This window comes from Chitinophaga sp. 9-1-y (assembly GCF_059511905.2).
In genome coordinates, this window is sequence record NZ_CM197955.1 from 848,359 (window position 1) to 868,817 (window position 20,459).

Genomic DNA, 20,459 nt, shown 5'->3' on the forward strand with positions numbered 1-20,459 from the left:
TCGCCATATTCCCGTCAATTCCTTTGTGGTACCACCTTTTAACACATTATCCTATAATTTCCCACGCCAGCCGCCAATTTCCCCCCTTTTTGGACCCTTATTAAATCCTAAAAAAGTTTTGGAAAGATGGGCTGCATGTATATCTTTGTATTACTCTACTAAAATTATAGGGAATATGGGTAATGAATTGAAAATGTGTCGCAGTAACAATTGTTGTTTTACAACACCTGCGAGGCGCGTGTAATAAGGAATACCAGTGATCAGCTTACTGTAAATCATCATTATACGAGGCCTCCGCAAATACCCGGGGGCTTTTGATTTTAATAGAAAACGACCAACAACCCCCAACCAGGATTATAAAATTGCTTTTACCACCACCTGAAAATACATTTTATGCAAAGCTTCAGAACAGAACTAGAAAATCCGATCGTACAACAAGATATTATAGACCTGGAAAAGAAGATTCGCCTGTTCCGCGAAGGCGCCATATCGGACGAAAAGTTCCGCAGCCTCCGTTTGGCAAGAGGAGTGTATGGACAACGTCAGCCTGGTGTACAAATGGTGCGCATCAAATTACCCTACGGTAAAATGACCCTCCAGCAATGGAACCGCATCACGGAAGTTTCTGATGAATATGCAACCAGCAACCTGCACCTCACCACTCGCCAGGACGTGCAGATTCACTATGTTAGCCTCGACAGAACACCTGAACTCTGGTCAAAACTCGAAGAAGATAGTATCACCATCCGCGAAGCCTGCGGTAATACCGTTCGTAACGTAACCGCTTCAGACCGCGCCGGTATTGACCCGGAAGAACCATTTGATATAACACCTTACGCAGATGCTACCTTCCGTTATTTCCTCCGCAACCCGGTAAGCCAGGAAATGGGACGTAAAATCAAGATCTCTTTTTCGTCTTCTGAAAAAGATACGGCCTGGTCGTTTATGCACGACTTTGGTATGATTCCTAAAGTTAAAATCATTGACGGCAAAGAAGTACGCGGCTTCAAAGTATTGGTAGGCGGCGGTTTGGGCGCACAACCCTTTCTCGCTAAAACGGCACACGAGTTCCTCGAAACAGATTTGCTCATCCCTTACATAGAAAATGTACTGCGCGTATTTGATCGCTATGGCGAAAGAACCAGCAGGAACAAAGCCCGCATGAAGTTCCTCATCCAGAAAATAGGGATAGAAGAATTTGATCGCCTGGTTAAAGAAGAATATAAAGCGGTAAAAGTAAAAAGCGTACCCATTGATGCGGATGCCTGGGTAGCCACAACTCCTCCGGAAGTTGGTACTATACCTGCTTACAGCATAAAAGATCCCAAAAAATACGAAGCGTGGAAAATCACCAACGTCTTCGAACAAAAACAAAAAGGTTACTTCGGCGCTTACGTGAAAATCACCCTGGGCAACATCGGTTCTGCTATCAGCCGCCAGCTGATTGAAGCGCTGCGCCCTGTGATTGCAGACGATGTACGGGTAACCGCCAACCAGGGACTGCTGCTGAAATACATACTGCCGGAACACCTGCCATATGTATACAGCGCGCTGGAAGCCGCCGGTTTCGCAGAACCAGGATTCGACAGCATCGCAGACATTACCGCCTGCCCCGGTACAGATACCTGTAACCTCGGTATCTCCAGCAGCACCGGTATTGCCAAAGTCCTGGAAAATGTGATTACAGAAGAATTCCCCGACCTGGTATATAATAAAGACATCAAAATTAAAATCAGCGGATGCATGAACTCCTGCGGCCAGCACGGTATTGCCAGCATTGGCTTCCATGGTAGCTCCATGAAAAGCGCTGGTAAAGTATTACCCGCCCTGCAGGTACTGTTAGGTGGTGGTATTGTAGGGGATGGTGCGGGTCGTGTAGCCGATAAGGTGATAAAAGTGCCCAGCCGCCGCGGTCCGGATGTATTACGCAGCTTGCTGCACGACTACGAAATTAATGGCGGGGAACACGAACTGTTCAATGAATATTACGATCGCCAGGGCGAAAAATATTTCTATGAACTGCTGAAACCTTTGGCAGATCTCACTACTCTCACTGCCGGCGACTTTGTGGACTGGGGCCAGGCACAGGATTACGCCACAGCCATTGGCGTCGGAGAGTGTGCGGGAGTAATCATCGACCTGGTAGCTACCCTGTTGCTGGAAGCGGAAGAAAAGGTGGAACTGGCTAGCGCCGCTATCGTTAATGGTGCTTATGCTGATGGCATCTACCACACTTATTCTTCTTTTGTACAGGGTGCAAAAGCCCTGCTGCTGGGAGAAGGGGTAAGCGGTAATACACAAATCGGTATCATCAATGATTTCGATAAACACTTTGTGGCAACCGGTAAATTCAGCTTCGAGCCGGATTTCAAAACAACGGTATTGCAGATTAACGGTAACGAACCAACGGAAAGTTTCGCGAAAACGTATTTCGAACAGGCCCACGCTTTCTATAAAGCAGCACAGGCATACCGTCAGAAAACAAGCGAACTGGTACAGGCGTAATTTTTCATTTATCTACACAAAAAACAACTCATGCAAAATATACAACCCAAACTCACGTTGATAGGTGCAGGCCCAGGCGATCCGGAATTGATCACTGTTAAAGGGTTAAAAGCCATTCAAAACGCCAGAGTAATCCTTTATGACGCATTGTCCAGCAACGAACTGCTGGACCATGCGCCGGCTAACTGCCTGCGTCGTTTTGTAGGTAAGCGTGCAGGCATGCACGTTTATTCACAGGATGAAATAAACAGGATGATTGTAAAATATGCATTGACTTATGGCAGCGTAGTACGCCTGAAAGGAGGCGACTCCTTTGTGTTTGGCCGTGGTCAGGAAGAGATCGCGTTTGCGCGTCAGTTTGGTATTGCCGCCGAAGTAATTCCCGGTATCTCCAGCGCCATCTCCGTACCTGGCGTGAATCAAATTCCTGTAACCGCCCGTAACGTCAGTGAAGGCTTTTGGGTGATTACCGGCAACACACAGAACGGGAATTTATCGCGCGACCTGGATCATGCCATCAGTGCAAATACAACCGTGATAATCCTGATGGGAATGAGTAAATTAGCAGAGATTGCCCAGATCTACAGCGCAGCAGGAAAAGGGAATACCCCTGCCGCTATTATTCAGAATGGTACTTTGCCCACGCAAAAAATGGGCGTAGGCCAGGTGGCCGACCTGCTGGAAATAGCCGCTACGCACGATCTGCACAACCCTGCGGTACTGGTAATTGGTGAAGTGGTAAGTTTCCACGAAGCCTTCCAGGCCTTAAAAAGCAAGGTGTCAGAAGAACTTAAAATTGCCGTATAATGGAAGAAAACCAATTATTCCCGGTGTTTTTCAAATTACACCGCCTGCATGTACTCGTGGTAGGCGGTGGGAATATCGGACTGGAAAAAGCCAATGCCATGCTGGAGAATTGCCCGGATGCAACTATCACCATCGTGTCATTGGATTTTTTGTCTGAGCTGAAAGCACTCACGCACCAGTATCCAAATATTACCCTGGTGCAGAAATCCTTTTCCTGTGGCGATTTGCTGGGGAAAGACCTGGTCATCGCTGCTACCAACGACAAAGACTTTAACTATCATGTATGGGAGAAAGCCAAATGCAGCAAGGTGCTGATCAATGTGGCGGATACACCCGAATTATGTGATTTTTACCTGGGTTCTATTGTCAGAAAAGGAAACCTTAAAATCGCCATCTCTACCAATGGTAAATCTCCTACCATTGCCAAGCGCCTCAAACAGGTATTGCAGGAAGCCATTCCGGATACCCTGGATGAAGTGCTCAACAAATTATCACTGATCCGTGATAAGTTATCCGGCGATTTTGCCAGTAAGGTAAGAAAGCTGAACAGCATTACAGATGTGCTGGTAAAGCCCGAAAGTGAAGAAGTGTAAGTTATTTTTTTAGCAGTGTCAACAGCACCTGCGCCTGGTTGTTTGTTTCGTCTTTCGCCCCGTAAACCAATGTTACCCGTTGATGCTGCGCTCTCTTTTTTATAGCAGCCAACAAATCTTTTTTCTCCTGTAATTCCTGTAAGTATTTCGTTTTGAATTCAGCAAACCGGGTGGTATCGTGATGAAACCATTGCCGCAGTTCGTTGCTGGGAGCTATTTCTTTTACCCATTCATCTACATGGGCCCGTTCTTTCGACAAGCCCCTGGGCCATAACCGGTCTACCAGTATGCGATAGCCGTCGGTGTCTGCATAGTCGTCATAAACGCGTTTAATCTGTATCATACTTTTATTAACGCAGCGCACAAGAATATTGTTTTTTGCTTTTAAAAGAGTGCTGAAAATTAAATATCATTGTAGCTATGGAGCATCAACAAACGATTATAGCAGCTACAGTAGATTTTGTGAAGAAGGAATTAGCGGGTGCAGAAGGAGGCCACGACTGGTGGCATATCTACCGGGTATGGCAACAAGCGAAACATATTGCAGCGAAAGAAACAGTGAACTCATTAGTGGTAGAGTTGGGGGCATTATTACATGACATCGCCGATTCTAAATTTCATAACGGCGATGAGCATATAGGCCCCGCAAAGGCAGTGGCGTTCCTCCAATCACTGGAAGTGCCCGCCGATATCATTACCGCTGTGGAAGACATTATCCGTCATATTTCTTTCAAAGGCGGCAACCAGGAAGTAAAATATTATTCGATAGAATTGGCCGTGGTGCAGGATGCCGACCGGCTCGATGCCATTGGCGCCATGGGAATTGCCCGGGCCTTCAATTATGGCGGATTTAAAAACCGGGCTATCTATGATCCGGCGGTACAGCCTAATTTGAATATGACGAAAGAGGAATATAAAAATAGTACAGCGCCTACCATTACCCATTTTTATGAGAAGTTATTACTGCTGAAAGACCGGATGAATACAGTCACCGGCAGGGAGTTGGCGGCAGAAAGACATGCTTTTATGGAGGTTTTCCTGGAGCGGTTTTATAAAGAGTGGGAGGGAGAGATGTAGGATAGGATTGTCTTTTCCCCGATTATACTGATTATACTGATTTTTATTATATGATTTTGAAAGATATTTAAATAGATAAAGGGAGATGGAAACACATTCGTTTCCATCTCCCTTTATCTATTTAAATCAAATTCCGAAAATCAGTATAATCAGTATAATCGGGGAAAAGACAATCCGCCCTGGGCGGATCCCCTTCAACTAGATCTTTTCGAAGAACAGTGCTTTTAATTCATCTGCATCTTCCGGTTTCATTTTACCACCGAGTATCAATCTGAGCTGACGGCGGCGCAAAGCACCTTCATATAATTTTTTTTCTTCTTCTGTATCAGTGATAATACCGGGTACCGGCCGGGAATTACCATTTGGATCGAGGGCAACAAACGTCATGAAAGCCTCATTGGATTTATAGCGATATTGCTGTACAGGATCTTCTCCCCATACTCTCATATGTACTTCCATAGAAGTCTTAAAGGCACGGCTTACTTTGGATTCAATATGTACCACATTACCCAGTTTAATGGGATTTTCGAAAGATATGTTGTCTACGGAAGCAGTTACTACCGGCGCGCTGCAGTGTTTCATGCAGGCCAGTGCAGCCGCAATGTCCATCCAGTACATCAAACGACCGCCCATCAGGTTACCGAATGTGTTGGTATCATTCGGTAAAACCAGTTCAGTCATTTGTATCAGCGAGTCTTGAGCTCTCTTTGGCGTTAAAGTCATCTTTTATGTATTTCGGACGCAAATTTACTGTTTATATATTTATAGTAGTGTAGCCATTTCCGGAGATAGGGTACCAGATAAAGGTTTTTAACAAATAATTTCGAGTACTTGAAAATTCTTTAAAACGCCCTGTAGATCAGTGATGAGAGCTGAAGATATTCTCCCAAAAATTAACAAACAAATAAAGCGATTCCGTAAAAAACTTGGGAGCGAAGCAAATTTGTGTAACTTTGCATGACCTTCGGAAGTTGTTTACTTGATCGGTTATACACCAAATGCAGTCCGGCACTTCCCCGTTTATAGGTCAAGTATTCTTAGCAGAATTTTAGTTTTTATGGCAAAATATATCTTCGTTACAGGAGGTGTTACTTCCTCTTTGGGTAAAGGAATTATAGCTGCCTCACTTGCAAAATTATTGCAGGCGCGCGGCTTTAGAGTGACTATTCAGAAATTTGATCCATATATCAATGTGGATCCGGGAACGTTAAACCCTTATGAACATGGTGAATGTTATGTAACGGAAGATGGCGCAGAAACCGATCTGGATCTTGGACACTATGAGCGTTTTTTGAATACGCCCACGTCTCAGGCCAATAATGTTACTACTGGCCGTATTTATCAAACAGTAATCAACAAGGAAAGAGAAGGTGCCTACCTGGGTAAAACCGTGCAGGTAATCCCTCATATTACGGATGAAATTAAACGCCGTATCCTCCTGTTGGGTAAAGATGGTAAGTTCGATATCGTGATCACCGAGTTAGGAGGTACCGTGGGTGATATTGAGTCGCTCCCGTATATTGAAGCAGTTCGTCAGTTACAATGGGAACTGGGAGAAGAAGATTGCCTGGTAGTACACCTGACCCTTATCCCGTACCTGCGTGCAGCCAAAGAGCTGAAAACCAAACCAACGCAACACTCCGTACGCCTCCTCAGCGAATATGGCGTACATCCGGATATCATCGTTTGCCGTACCGAAGAACCACTATACCGCGATCTGAAGAAGAAGATCGCCCTGTTCTGTAATGTACAGGTAGATGCCGTTATTGAAGCCAATGACGTACCTACCATCTACGAAGTTCCCCTGGAAATGATGCGCGAGAAACTGGATGTTTCCGTACTGAAAAGACTGGGATTACCTGTGGAAAAAGAACCAGAACTGGTAAAGTGGCGTGAATTCCTGGATAAGTTGAAATATCCTAAATCCAAGGTAACCATTGGTTTGATTGGTAAATACGTAGAATTACAGGATGCCTATAAATCCATCCTGGAGTCTTTCATACATGCCGGTTCGCTGAATGAGTGCAAAGTAGTGGTACAAAATATCCACTCCGAACACCTCACACCGGAAAATGTATGCGAAAAGCTGAAAAACCTCGATGGTCTCCTGGTAGCGCCAGGCTTCGGTCACCGTGGTATTGAAGGTAAAATCACCGCTATCCAGTATGCCCGTGAAAACCAGCTGCCGTTCTTCGGTATCTGCCTGGGTATGCAGATGAGCGTGGTAGAATACGCCCGTAATGTACTTGGCTGGAAAGATGCTCACTCCGTAGAAATGAACCCTGATACCGCTCACCCGGTTATCAACCTCATGGAAGAGCAGAAGAAAGTAACCGCTAAAGGTGGTACCATGCGTTTGGGCGCTTATAGCTGCGAACTGACACCTGGCTCCAAAGCAGAAGAAATATACGGTAAAACCACTATTAGCGAAAGACACCGTCACCGCTATGAGTTCAATAATGATTTCATTAAAGACTTTGAAGCAGCAGGACTGGTACTTTCCGGTAAGAACCCTGAAAGCGGTCTCGTTGAAATCGTGGAGTTACCAGAACACCCATTCTTCGTAGGTGTACAATTCCACCCGGAACTGAAAAGCACCGTGGAAAGCCCTGCGCCGGTATTCGTTTCCTTTATCAAAGCGGCTAAGCAATACGCGGAAAGCAAGAATGGTAAAGCGAAAATGGAAGAAACCATCGTGAAATAATAAAGATTTTGATATTATTTGGGGAGATGATAACCAATACATTGGCTGTCATCTCCCCAATTCTTTTAAAAAATCAAAATCCGCACTGATCTTCAGTTACATACATATTTACACCACTTATTTATTATTTTGACCGCAATTAACAGGGGTTTCACCTAAAAAGCATGGTCAATTCATAAAATCATGCTTACCTTTGCTGCCTAAATTTTAATTGCATTTCATGGACAGAAATTCGGTCATTGGGTTTTTACTGTTGGGCGTTTTGTTGGTAGGATACATATTCTTCAACCAGAAACAACAGGCAGGAGCCGCAAGGGAAAAAGCCAGGCAAGATTCCATAGCAGAACTTAATAAGCCTAAAACTACTCCGGCAGATACAGCCAGTCTTGCTGCTGTTGCCAATGGTGGCCAGCTGGACTCAGCACATCAGGCCATGTTGAGCGGAGAGTTCGGTACTTTCGCCGCTGCTGCTACCGGCAATGTGCAAACCACCGTACTGGAAAACGATGTGGTGAAAATCACTTTCTCCAATAAAGGTGGACAACCATCAACTGTTCAACTGAAACAATACAAAACGTACGAAGGCGGTCCCCTCATGTTAGTGGAAGGCTCTTTCAACCGTTTATCTGTGGAAGTACCGGCCAGCGTAACCAAAGTACTGAACAGCGCTGACCTGTTCTTTACCGCCGGACAACCCCAGGAACTGGCAGGCGGCGTTAAATCCATCGCTTACCGCCTCAATACCAGCAACCCTAATGCTTACCTGGAATTTATTTATGCCCTGAAACCCGGCAGCTACGTGGTAGATTATACCATTCACGCCGTGGGTATGCAAGGACTGCTCCCAGGCAATCAGAACTACCTGAACCTCCAATGGAACAGCCAGGAAGACAAACAGGAGCATGATATGCAGAATGAGCGCCTGAACAACCAGGTGCATTACATGCAGGAACAAGATAAACACGATTACTTCACGCTGAACCGCACCAGCCACGAAAAACTGGACAAGAAGCTGAAATGGGTGAGCGTGAAACAACAGTTCTTCAATACTACCCTCATCGCTAAAAATGAGCTTTTCAATAACGCGGATGTAAATACCAAAGTACCGGAAAGCCCAAATATCGTTGGTCAAACCTTTACTACCATCCAGATTCCGTACAACCGTGCAAATGATTTCTCTTACCCGGTAGAAATTTATTATGGTCCTAACCATTATAAAACACTGAAATCATTTGATATTGGTTTGCAGAAAATCATCCCGCTGGGTACAGGTATTTTCGCTTTCGTGAAGTACGTAAACATCTTTATCATTATCCCGGTGTTTAACTTCCTCAGCGGATTTATCAGCAACTACGGTATCATCATCATTTTGCTGACACTCTTTATTCGTTTGCTGATCGCGCCGTTCACTTATCAGAGTTATGTATCTCAGGCTAAGATGAAAGTGCTGAAACCAGAAATCGATGCACTGAAAGCGAAGTTTGGTGATGACCAGCAAGGTTTTGGTGTTGAGCAGATGAAATTGTTCAAGAGCGCCGGGGTAAACCCTCTGGGCGGATGTTTACCAGCTTTATTACAGTTACCAATCCTGGTAGCGATGTATAGCTTCTTCCCATCCTCCATTGAATTACGTCAGGAAAGCTTCCTGTGGGCAAAGGATTTATCCACTTACGATTCTATCCTGAACCTGCCATTCAACATACCTTTCTATGGTAACCACATCAGCTTGTTCACCATCCTCATGACCATTACCAGCTTGATCCTGGCCTTCTACAACCGTGGAATGACAGATCAAAGCAACCCGGTAATGAAGTACATGCCTTATGTGATGCCAATCATGTTGTTGGGTATCTTCAACCGTTTGGCGGCTGCCCTCACATTCTACTACTTCCTGTCTAACGTAATCAGTATCCTGTTACAGTTTGTGATCCAGAAGTTTATCATCAACCATGATAAAATTCATGCACAGATCCAGGAAAACAAGAAGAAGCCGAAGAGCAAGTCCAAATGGCAGGAGAAACTGGAAGAAGTCCAGAAACGCCAGCAGGAAATGCAGCAGAAGAAAAAATAAGATTAATGAATAAAAGCATAAAGCTGAAAGCATAAAGCAAAAAGCTATTAAAACGAATGACAGAAGCGAATATTTAATTATTCAATCGCTTCTGTCATTCGTTTTAATAGCTTTTTGCTTTATGCTTTCAGCTTTATGCTAAAAAAAGATATGAAGAAGAATTGGTTATTACTTATATGCGCCGTGGGCATCAGTGCCGGCGCATACGCACAGGATACAATTCCTGATGCCGCCCGGATTCAGGGCATCGTGAATTACCTGGCCTCCGATAAGCTGAAAGGCCGGGGCACGGCAGAAAAAGGTGGCCTGAAAGCCAGTCGCTATGTGGCGAAGCAGTTTAAAAAACTGGGCCTCAAAACCGTGAACGGCAACAGCTACTTCCAGGATTTTACATTCGACAAAAAAGCGCATAAGGATATCCCAAGCCGCAATGTTATTGGCTTCCTGGATAACGGCGCCGCACGTACGATTATCATTGGCGCTCACTATGATCACCTCGGCACCGCCGCTTTGTTTGATGGGAAATATCCCATTGGGGAAATTCACAACGGCGCAGATGATAACGCTTCTGGCGTAGCCGGATTATTGGAATTAGCCCGCCATTATGGAAAAAACGGACAAAAAGAGCCCTTTAATTTCCTGTTTATAGCTTTTGGGGGAGAAGAATTAGGCTTACAAGGTTCTAAGTATTATACAGATCATCCGTTGATGCCATTGAACCAGGTACATTTCATGCTTAATATGGATATGATTGGTCGTTATAACCCGGAGCGGGGCATTGGTATTGGTGGTCATAGCAGTGCGGAAGAATGGCCGGCTATTTTTAAAGATGTACAACAGCCAGGTATTAAGTTTTTCACAGATGGCGCCGGCAAAGGGGCATCAGATCATCATAATTTTTACATAAATGGCGTACCGGTGATGTTCTTTCATACCGGCGGGCACGATGATTATCACAAGCCTACAGATGATGCGCCTAAGTTACAGGCAACATCAGAAGCAGCTATTCTCCAGTTGGAAATTCAGCTGATCAACCGTGCAATGGCGTATCCTGCATTACATTATGTGGGAGAGAAGTCTTAAGCAAGGAGTTCCACTTCATAAACGGGACTGAACAGATACCATCTGTTAGACGCTACCTCTTCACAGCGGTAGCGTTTTCTTATTTTTTCACCCCGGCGGAATATGCGTCCGTCTTTGGTTTTGAATAAACCGTTTAAGGGTACCTGTTCTACAAAAAAGTGATTTTCTTTTTGCCGGTCATATTTTTTTAATACGCGCATGAGGTTTTCGTCTGCGCAGGAGCTGGCAGCCGGGTTGGCCATGCTTTGACGTACGGCCAATTCCACGTCAGGAGGTAACAGGTCTTTACCTACAAATCCGTGTAAGATATAGCTGAATTCCTGTTTCCATTCTTTACCATGGGAGGCTACGCGGTTGGCGTATTTGTTAAAGGTGGTCAGGTGCGCAATTTCGTGGAGGAGTGTCAGCAGGAAGGCGTATTTATTCAGGGAGCCGTTGATGCTGATACGGTGGCCTTTACCTTGTCCATCCGGGTGACGATAGTCGCCAAGTATACTGGACCGTTCTTTGGAAACGGTGAGATGTACCTTATAGGTAACCAGGAAATCCATGACCTGTCCGAAGGTGCCTTCGGGTAAGTAGGACGCTAAAGCATTTAGAGGCGCCTCTTTTTTCAAATAGATTACTTTTTTAGCCTTGTCAGCCGGAAAAGGCTGAGTGTTTCAAATACAGTATACACCAGGTACAGGAACAACAGCATGAAAATAGTCAATTTGCTGACATTGGGCTTATAAATAAGCACATATACAACAACACCTATTACACAAAGAAAAAGTTTACTAAGGGTGGCGCCGTAAACGGCCCGGATAAATGCATTATGGTTGGAGGAAGCTAGCCCCTGGCGGCTCATCAGGTAAGACACCAGGGAAATAATGGCCATAATCAGGTTACCGGCCATGAGCACATTGACATGCGTGCCGAGGTCCAGCAACCTGGGTTTGAATATGATAAGAAGTCCGTTAATAATACCAAAAACTGCGAATAGCCGTATAAAAAATCTGTCACTCATGCCGTCGGGTGTCTTTTATAATTTGCCACAAAAGTATGGCTAATGCAATTAAAGAAAAAATGATAAGGAATACAGGGAACCGCCAGCCAATCCACTGGTCTAGTTTGTACCCTGCAAACACACCCAACCCTAGGGTGGCCATCATCTGGAAGGCCAACCCGGCGTAGCGAAATAAAACGTTACGGTTATTCTGCTTCCTGGAGGACGGATTTTCCATGTTTCTGATTATCTGGTTGCTGATCGTCCATGTAGCAACGGCCGTTGAATTTAGCGGTAGGCTCCATTTCAAAATGAGCAGTATATACGTCGCCTTTTACTAAAGCATTCCCTTTCAGGAACAATAATTCCTCTACCTTGATAATACCGGTAACTTTACCCAGAATGTCTGCGCTCTGGCATACCAGGTCGCCAACAATATCACCTTCCGGACCTACCACAATCTTTGCTTTGGTAGATACCAGCCCGTTTACCTGACCGTCAATTCTGATGTCGCCTTCACACACGATATCCCCCTGGATAGTAGTGCCATTGCCTATAATGTTTACTGTAGAGGTAGGTAACATGGATTTATTGTCACCTTTCGATTTCTGATTGCTGTTAAACATAGGGAGTTAGGTTTTTCAAGTTTAGTGTGTAATATAAATAAAATATTAAATATTTTGGTTTTTATGTACTTAGATATCTAAATCCACATGCACATGAACTATTCACGTTGATTATTAAATACTTAAATAATAAAGTTAGTAGGTACTGTTATCTACAGCTGGCACTTTTAACATGGTGGTATCCAGTTTTCCGGTAAAATCCCCATTGATCACCTGTTTAATGTTTTTCAGGTATTGATCACGGGCATTAATGGCTGTTTCCAATGAATCAGTCCGCATTTTGAGACGGATAAATTCCTTACGCTGTTTCAGGTCTCCATAGCCAGGTATGTAATAGCGCAATGGCGTAAATACCACAGTGGCTACCGTAATGGCAACCAGTAACACAAACAGGGTGCTGAAAGCAATATACACGCTCATACGGGAGAGTTTGAACGATGTCACTTCTTCATAGGTATCATCATTCATAATCACCAAACGGTACTTATGACTGAGTTTTTCCAGGTTTCTTCTGCTGTTTTTATTCCCCTTCTTGGCCATGTTTGTGGTACTTAACGAAAATTAAGGCGCGCTAAAGTTAATCAATATTTTCAAAGCAGAAAGTGGAAAGCAAAAAGCTGAAAGTGATTTTGGCAGATGCTCAGAGCGGATTTTGTCTTTGTACAGGATTAGACTGATTGTACTGATTTTGTTTTTTTTAGATTAAGAAAGATATTGGGAGATTTTAGCAGTTATAATTATACCCGCTACAATCTTTTCTCATCTTCTAAAATCCCCAACAACGAAATCAGTATAATCAGTCTAATCCTGTACAAAGACAAAATCCGCTCTGACCATCTGTTAAAATCGCTTTTTGCTTACTCCTTTCCGTTTTCTGCTAAAAAATTATCCTATCTTTAAAATATTTTTTCAAACAGTAAGTTATATATATTTAGCCTATACACCCTGGCATCCATGAATTGCATCAAACTGCTACTTAAATATCTGGGAATTAGTACATTATCATTTTGCCTGGGTTTGCCGGCGGTCTGGGCACAGAATAGGCCGAGAAATCAATCGCAGCAATATAATTCTCAGAGTCAAAACCCCGATAATCAGCAACAAAAACCGGTTGCTAAACCCCTTTTTAAACCAAAGGAACCTCGTATACAGGATCGGCGGCCGCCATCTGAAGTAATGCTCGAGAAAAAGAAATGGACCTGGAAACGGCAGTTTTTCCAGAACATGGCTACGCGCTTCAACTATTACTTCCACGCCAAACAAAAACTTGACCGGGTAGTCAGAACCGCCAACCGCGATGGCCAGGATAATTATAATACCCTGTTGCCTTTCTACCCATATAGCCTGCAAAGTCAGGGCTTCAGCAAAGGAGAACTGGATTCCGTGATTGATAAAACAACCATGGGCATTCAATTGCATGACCCCCGTGGTAAATGGATAGACGATTGCTTTCTGCTCATGGGCCGTGCCTACTTCTACGAAGGCGACCTCGATAATGCCAATAAAACATTCCAGTATATTAACATCAAATTCGCTCCCAAACAAAAGTCGGAATACAAAACCGTAGTAGGGGCCCGCGAAAATGACCAGATATCCATTGCTACCAACGAAAAAAGAAAAGGTTTCTTTGGACGTATGAAGCACGTAAAGGCCCGTAACGATGCCTTCCTCTGGCGCGCCAGAACCCTGCTCGAACAGAAAGAATATGATGAGGTACAGGCACTCCTGAACCTGCTCAATAACGATCCGAACTTCCCGCACCGCCTCGAGGGCGATCTCGCAGAAGTACGTGCCTACGGCAATTACATACAGAAAAGATATCCTGAAACCATAGATCCCCTGAAACTGGCGATTGATAAAAGTAACAACCGCGTAGCCAGGGCCAGGATGTCATTTATCCTTGGTCAACTCTATGTACAGCAACACAATCCCGACTCCGCACTGGAAAGGTTCCGTGATGTGATTGGCATGAAGCCCGATCCTATGATGGACTTCCAGGCCCGGATCCAGATTGCCAAAACAAATGCACAAACCACCGGCGATATCGCTAAAAGCATTGCCGGGCTGCATCATATGCTGAGAAAACAACGCTTTTCCCGGTTCAAAGATGGTATCTATTATACCATGGGTACCCTTATGTATCCCAAAGATCCGGATGCCGCCATCGGCTACATGAAACAATCACTGAAAGCACCCAGTGATAACCTCATGCAACGCACCCTGACCTATAAAGGCATCGCCGATATTTACTACGATCAACGTAACTACCTGGCTGCCAAAAAATATTACGACAGCACCGCCGGTGTGATGACCAAAGACTTCATGGATGTGGCTACCGTGAATATCAGGAAAGAAGTACTGTCAGATGTGGTAGCCAAACTGGAAACCATTCACCGGGAAGATAGTTTGCAGCGGATCGCTATTATGTCGCCCGCCGATCGCAATATATTCCTGACGAAAATGGCGGCGGTAATGAAAAATGAAGCGGCCGACAAAAAAAAGAAAGAAAAACTCGAAGCAGCTAATCCCCTGGATGTTACTTCCATGGGCATGAATGGAGGAGGCGCCTATGGACCGAAAGAGGAAAAAGGCGATTGGTATTTCTATAACCCTGCCAGTAAATCTGCTGGGTACTCCGAGTTTAAACGCAGATGGGGTAATCGTCAACCGGGTGATAACTGGCGCAGAAGCCAGAACGGTGTAGTAAATGCTGTTAACAGCAACGCGCCCATTGAAATAGCAAATGATAATAAAACCAATACCACCAATGGTGTGGCCCCGGATAGCGTAAGCGTGGATTTGCTGGCGGCTGGTCTTCCCCTGACCCCGGAAAAGCTGGATGCTTCCCGGAAGGCAGTTCAGGAAGCCTGGTTTGACCTGGGCAAACTCTATCACGATAAACTGGAAAATTATCCCCTGGCCATAGAAACTTACGACTCACTGTTGTTCCTTTTCCCGGATCATCCGCGTAAACCGGAAGTACTGTATTCCCTCTATATCTGGAACAGTAAGCTGAATCGTACCGCGCAGGCTAATCAGTTTAAAACGATGGTGCTTAACCAGTACGGCAATACGAATTTTGCTGACATTATTCGCTCCGGAGGATTGAATAATGATGTGGATATCGCTAAAAAGAAACAAATCAGTGCGGCATATGATGCAGCGTACACCGCTTTCCGGAATGGGAATTATACAGAAGCCATGGCCATGAAGCGCCAGGCCGACAGCACCTTCGGGTTTAGTTTCCTGAAGCCTAAGTTTGACCTGCTGGAAGCCATGCTGATTGTGAAAACAGATACGGCGTTTGCCACAGATTCCCTGCAATTATCGCGCAAAGCAGTACAGGCGGTACTGACCAAATACGCCGCAGATGAGCCGATCCGTCAACAGGCCCAGGCCCTGATGGATGCATTGGATCATAGAGCAGAACTGACCAACTACCTGGCTAAGCTGGAAGTACGGAAGAAAGATGCTAACGGACAACTGCTGGACGAAAATATTACGATGCGCTATCCGTGGCAAAACCCGCAACCAGTGCTGGCAGATAAGGTGGCAACGGCAAAAACACATGCCGATTCATTGAAAATCGCGACAGGTATGGTAGCCCCATTGCCTGCACCTATTGCGCCGGTGGCCCCGTCAAAACCAGTGACACCATATAAAGTAAGTGCTAACAATCCTTATTTTGTGGTACTTTCCTTTGACAGGGTATCGAAAGAGCTGATGGATGAAGGATTGAACCAGTTTACCCGTTATAATTCCACCAAACATGCAGCAGATAAAATTGAAGTGGGCAGCTTTGTGCTGACCCCCAATGATGTGATGCTCATTTTCAGGATATTCCCCAATGAAGACAAAGCACTGGAATACTTCGATGAAATCAGGGATGTTGCAGCGACAAGTATTATACCTAAGATCCGGCCTACAGAATACCATTTCTTTGTTATTTCGAGAGATAACTTTATCCTGTTGAACAGCACTAAAGACCTCACCGGGTACCGTAAGTTTTTTACAGAAACTTATGTGACCCAGTAAGTATGTTTGGAAATTTAAATAGCTTTGTCGGTCAGGCTCTTATAAACGGGCTTATTTATTGCAGTAGAACTTTATTGAAAAATTTACATATATAGCCAACGGATAGTAATAAATTGCCATTCATTTGACAGGAATCCGGCAATTTGGCCATAAAACAAATCATATAAGCGCATGAAAAAATCGGTGAAAATATTGTGGCGGGTGGCTTTTGGTATCTTAGCATTACTTGTTCTCTTTGTTTTACTCATTAATTTCCGTGTGATTGGCAGTATGCCTTCTATGGAAGAATTGGAAAATCCCCGTGCAGCACTGGCAGCAGAAGTGATTGCAGACGATGGTACCATTTTGGGTAAATACTACCAGGTAGATCGCTCCAGTAGTGATTACAATGAGATTTCCAAAAACGTGATCAACGCGCTGATTGCAACAGAAGAAACCAGGTTTTACGATAACTCCGGTATTGACGCTAAAGGCACACTGGCCATTCCTTTTTACCTGATGCTCGGTAAAAAACGTGGTTCCAGTACCATCACCCAGCAGCTGGCCCTGAACCTGCAAACAGATAACCTGGGTAAACAACGTTCCGGGAACCCTATTGGCCGTGCTTTTCAGAAAATACAAGAGTGGATTATTGCCGTAAAGCTGGAAAGAAACTTTACCAAGCAGGAAATTCTGACGCTCTATCTTAATACCGTGGCATTTGGTGATAACGTATATGGCATTGAAAATGGCGCCAGAACGTTTTTCAGTAAAGATGCCGGTCACTTATCCATAGAGGAAGCTGCTATCCTGGTAGGTATGCTGAAAGGAAATACCGTTTATAATCCCCGTCGTAACCCGGCATGGGCGCTCAATCGCCGTAACCAGGTGATCGACAATATGCAGGCTGCCGGCTTTATTACACCAGGCGAAGCTGCCTCCGCGAAGAGCAAACCGATTGTACTACACTATAATAAAATTGACCATAATAAAGGACTGGCGCCTTATTTCCGTGAAGTATTACGAGATGAGCTGAAAGCATGGTGTAAGAACCATAAAAAAGCAGATGGCCATGAATATAATCTTTACCGGGATGGGTTGAAAATATATACCACCATCAATCCAAGAATGCAGTTGTATGCAGAAGAAGCTGTGGCTAAACACCTGGCAGTACTGCAAAAGTCGCTCAACGCTCAAAATGATGTAAAAACAGGCAGTATCTGGAAGAAATGGCCAAAATACCTGGATCAATACATGAAAGAATCTGACCGCTACAAGTCCCTAAAAGAAGAGGAAGTGGATGATTCTACCATTGCCCGGGTCTTTAACACCCCTACCCGTATGAAGGTGTTTGGTTGGAGAAGTGCCACAGAACCAGATCTGAACGAAATTGATACCGTGATGACCCCACTGGATTCCATCAAATACAGTCGCGCTATTTTACAGGCAGGCTTTATGGCAATGGATCCCGAAAGTGGTGAGGTAAAAGCATGGGTAGGCGGACCGGACTTCCGTTATTTCAAAAATGACCACGTAGCTAAAACACGCCGGCAGGTGGGTTCTACCTTCAAACCATTCCTGTATTGCTTTGCGATCATGAATGGTATGTCGCCTAATACGGTATTGCCCAACGAACCTATTAATATTAATGGTTGGACCCCGCATAACTCGGAAGGTAGCACAGGTGGTAGTATTACAATGGCGGGTGCGTTAGCAAAATCGCTCAACCTGGTAGCTGCTTACCTGATTAAACAGATTGGCGCCAAACCATTTGCCGATTTTGCTAAAAATAAAGTAGGCTTCAGCAGCGATATCCCGGCTTATCCGGCTATTGCGCTGGGTGCGGTGGAGATTTCTTTGTATGAACTGTTGCAGGGCTATACCATGTTCCCGGCAAGAGGTATCAATACCAAGCCTATTTATATTACCCGTATAGAAGACAGAAACGGTAATATCCTCGAAACATTTGCCCCGGTAAAACGTGAAGTGATCAGTGAGAAAGAGGCCTATACCATGGTAAAAATGATGGAAGGAGTGGTAGCGCCGGGCGGTACCGGTGCGCGTATGCGTTCCCGTTATAACATCCAGGGTGAAATAGCTGGTAAAACCGGTACGACCAACGATAATACCGATGGTTGGTTCATGGGTTATACCCCTAAGATCCTGGCGGGCGCCTGGGTAGGTTGTGAAAACAACTTTATCCACTTCAGCACTACTGCCATCGGACAGGGTGCTAATACCGGCCTGCCTATCTGGGCGTATTTCATGCAGAAGGTATATGCAGATCCAACCCTGAAAATCAGTTCTAATGATCACTTCCCGGTTCCTGCTAACATGAGCGAGGACGATATCTATATGAACTATGATTCTAACGTAAAACCAGGTGCAGAGTCAGAAAATGTAGGTAATGGATCGGCAGATGATTATGGCTCCGGTGATGCCAGTGATTATGCAACACCAGGTGCAGACAAACCGGAAACAACGCCGCCTCCTGCGCCGGCGCCTAAACCAAAAGAGGAACAGAAGGACAAGCCCAAGGCTACGATGCCGGCTCCGCCTAAGAAAAACGACTAATTTATTAAGCAGAAAGCATAAAGCGAAAAGCAAAAAGCTATTGCAGCGAATGATAAGAGCGAGTATTAATTTCCGCTCTTATCATTCGCTGCAATAGCTTTTTGCTTTTCGCTTATATAACCGCTTATATATTTTATTGGCCAATAAACAAACTGCTGTAGGGATTGTCATCCTGTTTATTAGCTTCACGTTACCAAACCAAACCATTAAAAAAAGTATCATGAAGTATGCATTAAAAGCACTGCTATTGGCGGGCTTGTTGCCCTTTGCCGCCCTGGCACAGGATAGCACCCAATTTATCAAAGGCTCCTGGAAAGAACTGACCGCCAAAGCAAAGAAAGAACACAAACCCATTTTTATTGACACGTATTTTGAAGGTTGCCATGCCTGTAAAGACATGGAAGTCAAAGTTTTTCCGCGCCCGGAGGTGAAAAAATACATGGAAGAAAACTTTGTATGCACCGGCTACGATGTATTTAAAGAAGAATTCGGAAAAGAGCTGTGCGCCAAGTATTTCATGACCGGATTTCCTACCTATCTCATTATTTCGGGTGATGGTAACTTGATTAGCACCAGCAGCGGTTACCAGGAAGTCCCTGACTTTTTGAAATTCCTGCAGGGCTGTACTGATCAGTATAAAGCAGGCGTTTCATTAACGGGCTTCGGGAATAGTCTGAAAAGAGATGACCCGGAATTCTACAACGCTTTTTTCTTTGCAAAGGATCGCAAATATCCTGAGGCAGAAGTGGTAACGAAATACCTGTTGGGTCAACAGGATTTTTATAAGGAATCCGTGTTCAAGGCTATGCAGGTAGTAGGGAAACTGCCGGATACCTACCGGGAATTTTATCTCAACAATAAAACTACCTACGAAGCCCGTTTCGGTAAAATGCTGACAGATAATATCTTTAAAAAGTTGCTGAAGCAGGATATAGCAGCTTTACCAAAGCAATATGATGTACCGGCATTTGACGCTTTTTTAGTGAAGCAACAGGGTATTTATAATGCAGGAGACTGGCACGAAGCACAGATGTACTATGCGGAAAATTATCTCTTTAAAACCTGTAAGAATGCCAAGGCGTTCCTGGAATTTGCGATCGCACAACATGACCGGGACAACAACCGGATTCGTTATATGGTGTTTTACCTGAATAATGAAATGGGGAAGGATCCTTCCCTGAAAGATTTATATATCAAATGGGCAGAACCGGCGCTCACGCAAGCTTCCAACCTGGAGGCCCTGAATGCGGTAGCGTATATGTGCCTGGAGAGAAATCGCAGGGACCTGGCGAAGACCTATTTTACCTGGTTGGTAGCAAAAGCCCGGATCATGGGTCAATCCGCAAGCGGTTACGAGCAAGAATTGGCGAAATTGAACAGTTAGGCAGGAGGTAAAAAAAAATGCCGCTACGCGTTA

General features: G+C 44.7%; 17 protein-coding genes. 10 read left to right on the forward strand and 7 right to left on the reverse strand.

The features are described 5' to 3' along the window. Positions 1-393: 393 nt before the first annotated feature. Genes AC5ZC7_RS03345 through AC5ZC7_RS03355 form a run of 3 tightly spaced genes read left to right on the forward strand, consistent with a single transcriptional unit; the run spans position 394 to position 3,905 of the window. The gene (locus AC5ZC7_RS03345; protein WP_496162122.1) at positions 394-2,505 is read left to right on the forward strand and encodes a ferredoxin-like domain-containing protein; all 2,112 of its coding nucleotides are present in this window, start codon (positions 394-396) and stop codon (positions 2,503-2,505) included. A gap of 30 nt (positions 2,506-2,535) precedes the next feature. Further along, positions 2,536-3,312, forward strand: a complete 777-nt coding sequence (cobA, locus tag AC5ZC7_RS03350; protein ID WP_496162121.1) for a uroporphyrinogen-III C-methyltransferase — start codon at positions 2,536-2,538, stop codon at positions 3,310-3,312. Then, positions 3,312-3,905 carry a siroheme synthase domain-containing protein gene (locus tag AC5ZC7_RS03355; protein WP_496162120.1) on the forward strand — a complete coding sequence of 198 codons (594 nt, stop codon included), beginning with the start codon at positions 3,312-3,314 and terminating at the stop codon, positions 3,903-3,905. Before cobA ends, AC5ZC7_RS03355 begins: the two co-directional genes overlap by 1 nt. A gap of 1 nt (position 3,906) precedes the next feature. On the opposite strand, the gene AC5ZC7_RS03360 is transcribed toward AC5ZC7_RS03355, so the two are convergent. Beyond that, on the reverse strand, positions 3,907-4,248 hold the full coding sequence (locus tag AC5ZC7_RS03360) for a DUF488 family protein, N3 subclade (RefSeq protein WP_496162119.1): 342 nt from the start codon (positions 4,246-4,248) through the stop codon (positions 3,907-3,909). A gap of 77 nt (positions 4,249-4,325) precedes the next feature. Here AC5ZC7_RS03360 and AC5ZC7_RS03365 point away from each other — a divergent pair, with 77 nt between their 5' ends. Further along, on the forward strand, positions 4,326-4,982 hold the full coding sequence (locus AC5ZC7_RS03365) for an HD domain-containing protein (RefSeq protein ID WP_496162118.1): 657 nt from the start codon (positions 4,326-4,328) through the stop codon (positions 4,980-4,982). Between the two features lie 198 nt (positions 4,983-5,180). On the opposite strand, the gene AC5ZC7_RS03370 is transcribed toward AC5ZC7_RS03365, so the two are convergent. After that, positions 5,181-5,705, reverse strand: coding sequence for an acyl-CoA thioesterase (locus AC5ZC7_RS03370; protein ID WP_441577435.1), 525 nt, complete (start codon positions 5,703-5,705; stop codon positions 5,181-5,183). A 334-nt stretch (positions 5,706-6,039) separates the two neighbouring features. On the opposite strand from AC5ZC7_RS03370, the gene pyrG reads away from it, so the two are divergent. The 3 genes from pyrG (at position 6,040) to AC5ZC7_RS03385 (ending at position 10,840) form a co-directional block, all read left to right on the forward strand. Continuing rightward, positions 6,040-7,686, forward strand: a complete 1,647-nt coding sequence (gene pyrG, locus AC5ZC7_RS03375) for a CTP synthase (protein ID WP_496162117.1) — start codon at positions 6,040-6,042, stop codon at positions 7,684-7,686. A gap of 220 nt (positions 7,687-7,906) precedes the next feature. Further along, complete coding sequence (gene yidC, locus AC5ZC7_RS03380) at positions 7,907-9,757, forward strand: membrane protein insertase YidC (RefSeq protein WP_496162116.1); 1,851 nt, start codon at positions 7,907-7,909, stop codon at positions 9,755-9,757. 150 nt (positions 9,758-9,907) lie between these two features. Further along, positions 9,908-10,840, forward strand: coding sequence for a M20/M25/M40 family metallo-hydrolase (locus tag AC5ZC7_RS03385; RefSeq protein WP_496162115.1), 933 nt, complete (start codon positions 9,908-9,910; stop codon positions 10,838-10,840). Here the strand turns inward: AC5ZC7_RS03385 and AC5ZC7_RS03390 are convergent. The 5 genes from AC5ZC7_RS03390 to AC5ZC7_RS03410 form a co-directional block, all read right to left on the reverse strand. Next, on the reverse strand, positions 10,837-11,457 hold the full coding sequence (locus AC5ZC7_RS03390) for a SprT-like domain-containing protein (protein WP_496162114.1): 621 nt from the start codon (positions 11,455-11,457) through the stop codon (positions 10,837-10,839). The two genes, AC5ZC7_RS03385 and AC5ZC7_RS03390, sit on opposite strands and share 4 nt — an antisense overlap. Before the next feature lie 5 nt (positions 11,458-11,462). Further along, positions 11,463-11,849 (reverse strand): hypothetical protein, encoded by a 387-nt coding sequence (locus AC5ZC7_RS03395; protein WP_496162113.1) that lies wholly within the window; start codon positions 11,847-11,849, stop codon positions 11,463-11,465. Beyond that, positions 11,842-12,066, reverse strand: coding sequence for an AtpZ/AtpI family protein (locus tag AC5ZC7_RS03400; protein ID WP_291923395.1), 225 nt, complete (start codon positions 12,064-12,066; stop codon positions 11,842-11,844). Before AC5ZC7_RS03400 ends, AC5ZC7_RS03395 begins: the two co-directional genes overlap by 8 nt. Continuing rightward, on the reverse strand, positions 12,035-12,454 hold the full coding sequence (locus tag AC5ZC7_RS03405) for a polymer-forming cytoskeletal protein (protein WP_496162112.1): 420 nt from the start codon (positions 12,452-12,454) through the stop codon (positions 12,035-12,037). Before AC5ZC7_RS03405 ends, AC5ZC7_RS03400 begins: the two co-directional genes overlap by 32 nt. A gap of 135 nt (positions 12,455-12,589) precedes the next feature. Continuing rightward, complete coding sequence (locus AC5ZC7_RS03410) at positions 12,590-12,994, reverse strand: hypothetical protein (RefSeq protein ID WP_496162111.1); 405 nt, start codon at positions 12,992-12,994, stop codon at positions 12,590-12,592. Positions 12,995-13,630: 636 nt separating this feature from the next. Here AC5ZC7_RS03410 and porW point away from each other — a divergent pair. The 3 genes from porW to AC5ZC7_RS03425 all read left to right on the forward strand — a co-directional run bounded on the left by porW (position 13,631) and on the right by AC5ZC7_RS03425 (position 20,426). Then, entirely contained in the window at positions 13,631-16,489 is a 2,859-nt protein-coding gene (porW, locus tag AC5ZC7_RS03415; protein ID WP_496162110.1) for a type IX secretion system periplasmic lipoprotein PorW/SprE, read from the forward strand. Positions 16,490-16,660: 171 nt separating this feature from the next. Continuing rightward, complete coding sequence (locus AC5ZC7_RS03420) at positions 16,661-19,042, forward strand: transglycosylase domain-containing protein (protein ID WP_496162109.1); 2,382 nt, start codon at positions 16,661-16,663, stop codon at positions 19,040-19,042. Positions 19,043-19,262: 220 nt separating this feature from the next. Then, positions 19,263-20,426 carry a thioredoxin fold domain-containing protein gene (locus tag AC5ZC7_RS03425; protein WP_496162108.1) on the forward strand — a complete coding sequence of 388 codons (1,164 nt, stop codon included), beginning with the start codon at positions 19,263-19,265 and terminating at the stop codon, positions 20,424-20,426. Positions 20,427-20,459 lie beyond the last annotated feature (33 nt).